This window comes from Herbaspirillum lusitanum P6-12 (assembly GCF_000256565.1).
In the GTDB taxonomy this organism is placed as follows: domain Bacteria; phylum Pseudomonadota; class Gammaproteobacteria; order Burkholderiales; family Burkholderiaceae_D; genus Herbaspirillum; species Herbaspirillum lusitanum.
Genome location: NZ_AJHH01000258.1, coordinates 1 through 9,551, shown reverse-complemented (window position 1 = coordinate 9,551; position 9,551 = coordinate 1). Strand labels below are relative to the sequence as shown.

11 protein-coding genes and 1 riboswitch are annotated in these 9,551 nt (G+C 57.4%); of the genes, 1 reads left to right on the top strand and 10 read right to left on the bottom strand.

Going from position 1 to position 9,551, the window contains the following annotated elements:
- The coding region (locus HLUSI_RS0108585) for an NAD(P)H-dependent flavin oxidoreductase (protein ID WP_029363299.1) at positions 1-246 on the bottom strand (246 nt) is incomplete at its 3' end.
- Between the two features lie 318 nt (positions 247-564).
- Between HLUSI_RS0108585 and HLUSI_RS0108580 the strand changes: the two genes are divergently transcribed.
- A complete protein-coding gene (locus HLUSI_RS0108580) occupies positions 565-1,179 on the top strand; it encodes a DUF2242 domain-containing protein (protein WP_016833579.1) in 615 nt (204 codons plus the stop codon).
- A gap of 156 nt (positions 1,180-1,335) precedes the next feature.
- On the opposite strand, the gene HLUSI_RS0108575 is transcribed toward HLUSI_RS0108580, so the two are convergent.
- From HLUSI_RS0108575 to HLUSI_RS0108535, 9 genes are all read right to left on the bottom strand, one after another.
- Positions 1,336-1,665, bottom strand: coding sequence for a hypothetical protein (locus HLUSI_RS0108575; protein WP_029363298.1), 330 nt, complete (start codon positions 1,663-1,665; stop codon positions 1,336-1,338).
- Between the two features lie 248 nt (positions 1,666-1,913).
- On the bottom strand, positions 1,914-2,423 hold the full coding sequence (locus tag HLUSI_RS0108570) for a 6,7-dimethyl-8-ribityllumazine synthase (protein WP_016833577.1): 510 nt from the start codon (positions 2,421-2,423) through the stop codon (positions 1,914-1,916).
- An 84-nt stretch (positions 2,424-2,507) separates the two neighbouring features.
- Positions 2,508-2,681: riboswitch (FMN riboswitch) on the bottom strand.
- A 148-nt stretch (positions 2,682-2,829) separates the two neighbouring features.
- Positions 2,830-3,924: an alcohol dehydrogenase catalytic domain-containing protein gene (locus HLUSI_RS0108565; RefSeq protein WP_029363297.1), complete on the bottom strand. Its 1,095-nt coding sequence runs from the start codon at positions 3,922-3,924 to the stop codon at positions 2,830-2,832.
- A gap of 94 nt (positions 3,925-4,018) precedes the next feature.
- A complete protein-coding gene (gene dhaL, locus HLUSI_RS0108560) occupies positions 4,019-4,681 on the bottom strand; it encodes a dihydroxyacetone kinase subunit DhaL (protein ID WP_029363296.1) in 663 nt (220 codons plus the stop codon).
- On the bottom strand, positions 4,678-5,685 hold the full coding sequence (locus tag HLUSI_RS0108555; protein ID WP_029363295.1) for a dihydroxyacetone kinase subunit DhaK: 1,008 nt from the start codon (positions 5,683-5,685) through the stop codon (positions 4,678-4,680). Before HLUSI_RS0108555 ends, dhaL begins: the two co-directional genes overlap by 4 nt.
- Positions 5,686-5,782: 97 nt before the next feature.
- On the bottom strand, positions 5,783-6,559 hold the full coding sequence (locus HLUSI_RS0108550) for a GolD/DthD family dehydrogenase (RefSeq protein ID WP_016833575.1): 777 nt from the start codon (positions 6,557-6,559) through the stop codon (positions 5,783-5,785).
- A 10-nt stretch (positions 6,560-6,569) separates the two neighbouring features.
- Complete coding sequence (locus tag HLUSI_RS0108545) at positions 6,570-7,583, bottom strand: substrate-binding domain-containing protein (RefSeq protein ID WP_414086575.1); 1,014 nt, start codon at positions 7,581-7,583, stop codon at positions 6,570-6,572.
- Between the two features lie 14 nt (positions 7,584-7,597).
- The gene (locus tag HLUSI_RS0108540; RefSeq protein WP_016833573.1) at positions 7,598-8,581 is read right to left on the bottom strand and encodes an ABC transporter permease; all 984 of its coding nucleotides are present in this window, start codon (positions 8,579-8,581) and stop codon (positions 7,598-7,600) included.
- Positions 8,581-9,551 (bottom strand): sugar ABC transporter ATP-binding protein (locus HLUSI_RS0108535; protein ID WP_016833572.1); only part of this gene is annotated, 971 nt, incomplete at its 5' end. The genes HLUSI_RS0108540 and HLUSI_RS0108535, both read right to left, overlap by 1 nt.

Genomic DNA, 9,551 nt, shown 5'->3' with positions numbered 1-9,551 from the left:
TTCGCGCGCGGCGTCCGGCGTCGGCGGCGTGTGAGCGAAGAAATTGACGTTATAGGGTTTCGAGGTGCCGGCGCGAATCAGTTCAAGCTCCTTGCGCAGGGTTTCGGGTGTCAGCATCGCACAGGGCAGCGAGCCCAGCCCGCCGGCGTTCGAGACCGCGATGGCCATGGCGTGGCCCTGAATCCCGGCCAGCGGCGCCTGAATCAACGGCAACTCGATGCCGAGCAATGTTTGCAGTATTTCCATGAGTGTTCCTGTCCCCGCTTCTTTTCTGCGCTTCATGATGCCGTTAAATCGCTGCGGGGCTGATCATGCAGCGAATGAAATTTTTACGTCATGAATGGCGAGAAATATTCAACAAAAAATAAACGAAAACTCGCAGTGAAACAGAAATATGCGGGTTCCACTCCAGTATAACGGGCCACGTCATTTTGCGTCGGCGATGGGGTCCGCGGTTGTCACAACTGTTATCGCCGCTGTTACTACTCCTTACCTTCTGCTTCGACTTGCTGGCTTGCCGATAATTTACAATCGAGGGTATCAAATCATCAGGAGATTCCAGGCATGCGCCGCTCGCTTCCTTTGCCGTTCGCTTTTACTGTGCTGCCGCTCGTGGCGCTGGTTTTGCTGGCCGGCTGCTCCACGTCCAAGCAGTCGTTCTATCATCAGGAAGATTTCAGCGAAACCGACACCTATTCGCGCAGCTTCGGCAGCAGCGACGCCGCGGTCTGCGAAGCCGCGCGTCGCGCCTTGCTGGGCCAGGGTTACATCATCAGCAAAGCACAGGCCAATATCGTTGACGGCACCAAGAGCTTCCAGCCGGAAGCCGACCAGCACGTCGAAATTGCCTTCCATATTGTCTGCGCCGGCAACGGCAAGGCCGACCAGAATGCCTCGCTCTTCGTCAGCGCCACCCAGGACCGCTATGCGCTCAAGAAAACCAACAACTCGGCCAGCCTGGGCGTCGGCGTGCTGGGTTCGGTCTCGATGCCGTTCGGCTCGAGCGACGATTCACTGGTGCGGGTGGCCAGCGAGACCATCCGCTCGGCGCATTTCTACGACCGCTTCTTTGGCGCGGTGGAGCGTTACCTGGCGCCGGGAGAGGATGACGCCGCCAAAGCCGGCAAGACCGAACTTGACGGCCCTTTGCCTCAGCCACAAAAAAGGGAGTCCAAATAGGACTCCCTGCATTGTTTTTCAGCATCTGCCTGATTTTAAGGCGCACCAAGGTAGTTCAATAAAATCAACGACTTGCCGACTTTACACAAACTTGCTCACATGGTTACCCACAGTTTCTGTGGGTAACTGCGGACAATCCGGCGATGGCGAACCGGCTTAGCGGCGATGGTCGTGGCGATCATAGTGGCCGTAACCGTGATAACGCGGACCATGGCGGTAATAACCCGGACCGCGATGATAATAGCCACGCTCGACATAAACCGGCGCAGGAGCATAGTAGACCGGGGCGGGACGCACATACACCGGTGGCGGCGGCGCGTAAACCGGTGCCGGCGCGTAGTAGACCGGCGGTGGCGGCGGTGCATACAACGGCACGCCGATATTGATGCCCACGCCTACGTGAGCGGCCATCGCCGGCGTCGCGAACAGGCTCGCGGCAAGCACGCCGATAGAAACGATTGTCACGGAGAGAAGAGATTTTTTCACGATGGCTCCTTGGGTGTACTTGAAAGTACTCAATACTTTGCTGAAAATAAGACGTTGAACAGAACGCTGAATCCTTAGCTGTATTTAAATCCAATTCGAGGTCCACGACCAGTCAGTTCACGGTAAGCCTTGTAACAAGATGCTACAAGTTGCTGACACCGTTTGACAGTTCGAGATGTGCTCAACCGCTTCCTGATAAAAAAGAGCTCGCATTTGGACGCGAGCCCTTTCAACTCCTGCCGCTTGCTTCAGGCCGCATTGAGCACGGCCACATTGCCCTGCCCCGCTTCGATACGCGCGACCTTGACCACGGTATCGGCGCAGGCGCGCGCCACTTCCTGGCCCTTGACCACGAAATGCTCCTGGAAGAACTGCTGATGCTCGCCGTGCGAATGGAAATGATGCGGCGTCAGCACGGCCGAGAAGACCGGTACTTCGGTCTCGAGCTGCACGTTCATCAGTGAAGTGATCACCGCTTGCGCGACGAAATCGTGACGATAGATGCCGCCGTCAACCACCAGACCGGCGGCGACGATGCCGGCGTATTTACCGGTCTTGGCCAACAGCTTGGCGTGCAGCGGGATTTCAAACGCCCCCGGCAATTCAAAGAAGTCAATGCTGGATTCTGCGAAGCCGAGTTTGACGATTTCCGCGGTGAAGGAGATACGGCATTGGTCGACAATCTCTTTATGCCAGCTGGCCTGGATGAAGGCGATGCGATTCCTGGCGGACGAGGTATTGCTGGATGGGTGTTGCATTTGTTCAGGACTCCTGTTTGTCGAATAAAAAACAGGGCGCATGAAAACCGGCGAGCGCATGCAGACAGCATGCGCGCGGCAAGTTTTCGTTCTCTTTCATCCGGACTATGACCGTCGGCCCCGGGATCGCACCGGCTCTGCTGACCTCAACGGACAGGCGTCCGCCAAGCGCTCGCGGGCTCGCTGCAATGACGTCGGAAACAACGCCGCTGCAGCATTACCGCCGGTGGGGATTTCCACCCCGCCCCGAGAACATCGTGTGCAGAAAATTTTGAATTTGTCGAAATTTTCGCCACACGGAAATTTATCACAACTGCAAAAATGCTGCAGAGCACACAAGGATTTTTCCTCATTCCTCTTACCAGGAGCAGCGCGTCGTCAACCCGTTAATCGAACCATGGAAACGTCATGCCTCCGGTCTCAACAATACCTTGATCGATGCCATCGAATCGGCCACCTTGACGGCCTTATCCCACTCCGACAAGGCAAAACTATGCGTCACAATTCCTTTGGATGTGACCAGCCCGCGTGCCAGCAAATCAATGGCAATCGGGTAGCAATCGGCACTCAGGTGAGCGCCCCGCACGTCCAGCTCTTTTTCTTCGCCGATGATGGACCAATCCACCGTGGTCTCCCGGCCGAATACACTGAATTCGACGAAACGTCCGAGCTTGCGAATCATATCCAAACCCTGTGTGACACCGATCGGCGCTCCCGTGGTTTCGATGTAGACGTCGCAGCCGTAGTTGTCCGTCAGACTTCGCACAACTTTCTCCGTATTTTCCCGCGTCGGATTAATCACGATATCGGCGCCGAATATCTTGGCCAGTTCGAGACGCTCATCGATCATGTCGATAACAACGAGTTTCTTCGGCGTTTTCAACCGCGCCACTTGCACCATCAATAAACCGAGCGTGCCCGCGCCGGCAATGACCACCACGTCATCAAGCTGGATATCGCCCCGATTGACGGCATGAATAGCGCAGGACAATGGCTCGGTGACAGCAGCATCTTCAAATGCGATATGCGTGGGTATCTTATGGATCACGGCACGTGCCGACAATCGCATATAGTCAGCCATGCCGCCTTCCGCGACCTGGCGCTGGAAGCCATAGACGTCATGCACTTCGCACATCCATCGATAGCCGGTTTTGCAATAGCGGCATTTCTGGCAAGGCACGATTTGCTCGGCGATCACCCGGTCGCCCAGCGTGACGCCATGATACGTTTCAGCGCCGGGGCCAAGCTCCACGACATGCCCCCAGAACTCATGTCCGGGGATTACCGGCGGCTTGACATAGGACGGCTTGTTTTTTTCCTTGTCGCCCCAGAACCGCGCCGCTCCGGCGTAGCATTTGCAGTCGCCGGCGCAAATACCACAAGAAGCGATTTTGATGATCACTTCGTTAATGCCGGCAGCCGGCCGCTTGACGCGTTGCAGTCGGTAATCTTTTGGCGCGTGGCATACCACCGCCAACATGTCTGGTTCATGGGAGTTCATGATTTTTCCTTTGACAATTGTGCTTCAGGTTTGCCAGTGAAGATCGGCGCCGTCGGGCCCGCTTTGACAGTCCCGGCCTGATGAGCAAAGTCTTTCAGTGCTTGGGTTCTTCAAGCAGTCTCGTTTGCAATGATCCGGCGATGCTTTGCAGGATCAGAAAGCACGAGCAGGATCCGGCATCGAGCGCGCCGATCGAACGCTCACCCAATCGGCTGGCACGACCGATGCGCGCCTGCAAGGCTTTGGTGGATTGCATGCCGGCCTCCGCCGCTGTCGTCATCGCCGTTAAGCACAATGAAAACGAGCGACCTTGCGACAACGCCTGATGATAGGCATCGCGCGCAGGAATTAAGGTGTCAACCAGAGTCTTGTCGCCGACCTTGGCGTCACCGATGGTTTGCACGGCGTCGATTGCGGCCGATAAGGCATTGAAGAAGAGTTCCTTGTCCAAGATGTTTCGCGTTGCCAGCACCTCGCCGAAGACCATGAAGAAACTACCGTACAAGGGCCCCATGGAGCCGCCGATGCCCTCCATCAAGACCAGATACAACTCGTTGAAAGCGCCCGCCAGCGATCTGCCGCGCTGCAAGGCCAGCCTTTCCCCGCACTGCGTAAAACCTTTGCTCATGTTGATGCCATGGTCGCCATCGCCAATAGCACCATCGATTTCGCTCAGATATTCGCGGTTGCGGTTGATCGCGACGATCAGATCTTCGACCACCCAATCCGCCTGCGTCATATCGAAATCGTCCTTCATTTCCGTTCTCCGATTGTCAACCCCATGGACTCACAGGGATAGGACATGCATTGATCGAGCTCATCATCCAGGCGCATCAGTGTCAAAGTAACGCCCATCATTTCCAACGAGGTAAACAGATTTCCGACCAGCGAATGGCGCACTTCAATGCCGGCCTCATGCAAATAATCGACGACATCTGCGTAGAGAATGTATTGCTCCATCAATGGCGTTGCTCCCAGACCGGAAATCAGCACCGCGACCTTGTCGCCGCGAACGAAAGGCAAGTCCTGCAGGAGCTTGTCCAGCATGAGCCTGGCCATATCCTTTGCCGGCACCACGCTTTGCACCAGCACACCGGGTTCGCCGTGATGCCCGATGCCGACCTCCATTTCGCCTTGCTTGATGACAAAATTGGCTTTGCCCACGGCCGGAATCGTGCAAGCAGACAAACCGATGCCGATGGAGCGCGTGTTATCAATGGCCTTTTGCGCAGCCGCGACGACCTGCTCGAGACTGGCTGTCTGCGCCGCTCTGGCAGCGCCTACCTTCCACATCAAGATCTCGCCCGCGACGCCGCGCCGTTTGCTCATCTCATCAGCGTGCGCCGATGCGGCATCGTCATTCGCAACAACCGTCCGGACTTCGATGCCGGCTCGTTCCGCCATCTTCATCGCCATTTTCACGTTCATATTGTCGCCAGCGTAGTTCCCGTACAGGCAAGCGATACCGGCACCGCCATCAGCTGCCTGAAACGCATCGAAGAACGACTTTGCCGTAGGCGAGGAAAATACTTCCCCCACAGCCACTGCATCCACGAGATTGCGACCGACATAGCCGATGAAGGCTGGCTCATGGCCGGAGCCGCCGCCGGTAACGATTGCTACGCGTCCCTTGAGCGCCGCCGCCGCGTGGCGCACCACACGCGGGTTTTGCGGCCAGAGCGATAATTCCGGACGCGCGGCGACGATGCCGCGCAACATATCTTCGACCACCATGTCGGGATGATTGATGACTCGATTCATTGGGATTCCTTATACTTGCCGTCATCCAGCGAGGCTGGCGACGATCGTGATTGTTATGGCGACGGCGCTGGGCAATTGCTCCGACCAAGGGGTTGGGCTATTGCACCGAATAACCGCCGTCAATGAGGATATTTTCGCCAGTGATCATGGCTGCCTGTTCGCTGGCCAGATAGGCAATCAGGCAGGCGACTTCCTGCGGCTGCGCGAAACGGCCCGCAGGTATTCTTCTGCGCATTTCTTGCCCCGCGGCACCTGCCCAGGCTTGTTTCCCGAGTTCCGTTTCGACCACTGTCGGCGAGACGGCGTTGACAGTGACACCGTCCCTCGCCCATTCCAGCGCCAGCACCTTGCTCATACCGACCAAGCCGGCCTTGCTGGCGCAATAAGCCGCGTGACGTTCGAGGCCGATCACGCTGGCCTGGGAAGCAAGATTGACGATACGGCCATACGCCTGCCGCCGCATCGCGGGAGCCACCGCTTGGGCCAGCAGGAATGGCGCCTTGAGATTGATTGCCATGGTGGCATCCCAGGCTGCCTCCGACAAACTGTCAGCCGCCTCCAGCAAGGCGACGCCGGCGTTATTGACCAGTACGTCGATACGGCCGTAGCGCGCCATGACTTGTTTCATGACCTGGGCGATGCCTTCGGGGTCCGTCACGTCAAGCACACAGCCAAGATGGCGGTCGATACCGCCCGTCAGGCGTGTGGCGACCTGCATCACCTCCGTCTGGCGATCCAGCAATACCACTTGCGCGCCGCAAGACGCGAACAACTCGCTCACCGCCAATCCAATACCGCTGGCAGCGCCGGTCACAATGGCGACGCGACCGGAAAAATCGTATCCCTGTTTGGGTGATGCATTCATTGCCGACATCTCCCGGTAGTCACTTCTTTACTTTTTTCAGGAACGCGTCGGCGTTCGCCGGCACGATTGCAGTCCAAGGCACGCTGTACGACTTAGCCGTGCCGTCGCCCCAAGGCATGGTGTCGATGTATTCGCGCCAGATCGGCGAGCGCGGTTGGTAGGACGTTCCCTTGAGCGTCCGCAACGCGACATCCAGCGCGCCCTGCGCCTGCGCTTGCGCATCCTGAAAATTAGTCGTCATCTCTCCGCGTTTGACGGCCTGAATCGCGGCGGCAATGCCGTCAACCCCAACGACGGGAATGGTCTTGATATCGATACCCTTGGATTTAATCGCCTGGACCGCGCCCAGCGCTTCATCGTCATTTTGGGCAATGACGCCGTTGATCTTGCCCGGATAGGCCGTCAACCAATTTTCCATCAAGCTCATGGACTCGGCGCGTGACCAGTTTCCGGTCTTTCGGGCGAGTACTTTGACATCTTTGTATTTAGAGAGAATCTCGTCATTGCCCTTGGCCCGCTCAATCTGTGCGGACTGGCCGATAGGCCCTTCGATCATCACGATATTTCCCTTGCCGCCGATCGCCTTCATCAGGGCCTCGGCTTCCATGCGACCGGCGACCACGTCGTCATTGCCGACGTACGACGTCAATACGTCCCCCAGCACTCTGGCATTGGATCCGATCACCGGAATGCCGGCCTTGATCGCCTTTTGCACAGGCGCGGCACCGGCTTTGAGGTCGATCGGCACAAAAATGATGGCGTCGTACTTCTGCGTGATCATGGTATCGAACTGATTGCTTTGCGTGAGCGCATCGTAATTACCGTCGAAGATGGTGATCTGCACCGAACCGTCCTTGACTGCGGGATGCGCCTTGAGGTGATTGCTCCACATTTGCATGAACTCGCCTTTCAGGCCGTACACGGCAGCGCCAATGCGCAAGGGCCTGTCCTGCGCATGAACGGACAAGGAAAGAGTCAGGCCCAATCCACACAGGACGGCAAGTTTTTTCAACGAAATCATGATGGTCTCCAAGGATGTTGGGCGGATTACTGCTTTTTGCGAGAGACGTCCAGCAATACGGCGCCCACAATAATCACGCCCTTGATAACTTGCTGGTAGTAGGAAGAAACGCCAAGTAAATTAAGGCCGTTGTTGATCACACCAATGAGCAAAGCGCCCACGACCGTGCCGCCTAACGACCCAGTACCGCCCGACAGGCTGGTGCCGCCAATCACCACTGCGGCAATGGCGTCCAATTCATAGGACACCCCTGCCTGGGGCAAGGCGGCCGTGGTGCGGGCCGCCAGTAAAATTCCGGCAAGGGCTGCCAGAAAACCGCTGACCACATACACTGCGAAAAGTACTTTGCGCGTGCTAATTCCGCTGGTCTTGGCGCTCTTGGAGTTGCCGCCGACGGCGTAGATATAGCGTCCGTAGATGGTATAGCGCAGGACAAACCAACTGATCGCGATCACTGCAACAAAAATCAGGATGGGTACCGGGACTTGCCATACGTGGCCGGCGCCGATTGCCAGGAAGTCGTCGGGCAAATCCGATACCGGCATGCCATCGTTGTAGATGTAGGTCAAACCACGCGCGGCGCTAAGCATGCCCAGGCTGGCGACAAATGGCGGCACTGACAAGCGCGCCACCAACAATCCATTGACAGCACCGAGCAACGCACCGACGCCGAGCCCCACCAACAAGCTCATCGTCAGGCCGTAGGTGCTGTCGCCGGCAACCAGCCAGGCGCTTACCATCCCCGCGAAGGCGAGTATGGCGCCTACCGATAAATCGATGCCGGCGGTAAGGACCACAAAGGTCATGCCGATGGCGAGGATACCGTTGATGGAGGTCTGCCGAAGAATGTCGGCCCAGTTGCCCCAGCTCATGAAGTACTGATTACTGAACGATAAAAAAATGCATAGTGCAATCAACGCCGCCAAAATGCCGTAGCGCGCATAGAACTGCTGCAAACTGAAGCCAGGTGTCGGGGAAGGCAGAGCGATAGGAGTGATCTTGATATTCATCACGAGGCCAAATGTAAGAGTTCTTCTTGGGTTGAGGTATGTCCGTCCAACATCGCGACCACGCTGCCGGCCTTGAAAACGGCGATCCTGTCGCTGACGTCCAGCACTTCCTGCGCCTCCGAAGAAACCAGAAGCACCGCGCCGCCGTTCTCCGCAAACTCGTTGATGAGCTGATAGACCTCCCGTTTGGCACCCTCGTCTATGCCGCGCGTCGGTTCATCGCACATCAGACACACGGGCTCGGTCGACAGGCAGCGCGCCAGTACGACTTTCTGCTGATTGCCGCCGCTCATTGAAGACACGGGCAGATTCACGGAACTGGTCTTCATGCGAATGCGCTTCACCATGTCGCCGGCCAGGCGGTTCACGCGCTGCCGGTCGATCATGGCCAGACGAGACAGGCGCCGGTAGGCCGACAATGCGATGTTGTCGCGGATCGAGGCCGTGAGCACCAGGCCGGTTTCCTTACGATCTTCGGTGACAAGTGAAATGCCCGAGGCGATGCTCCTGCCGGGATTGCCAACGGGCAGCGGCACGCCCCGCAAGAAAATACCCCCGTTGTCCGGCCTGGTAAGCCCGTAGATGCAATTGAGATATTCGCTGCGCCCGGCCCCCATCAGACCGTAGATACCCAACACCTCTCCGGCGTGTACACGCAATGAAATTTCGTTGAACTCACCGTTTCGGCTCAGGCCTTCGGTCTCCAGTACCGCCTTGCCTGCGTCCCGGCGAGATCGTGTTGCGGTTTGCAACTTGCGGCCAACGATCGCGGTAACCAGTGCCGCGCGGTCGATGTCTGCGATGCGTCCATTTTCAACAAAGCGGCCGTCGCGAAACACCGTATAGTCATCGGCGATCTGGAATATCTCGGACAAGCGATGGGAGACATAGACGATCCCCGTACCCTGGGCCGTGAGACTGCGGATCGCGTTAAACAACACTTCCGTCTCGCGCTCGCCGATATAATATC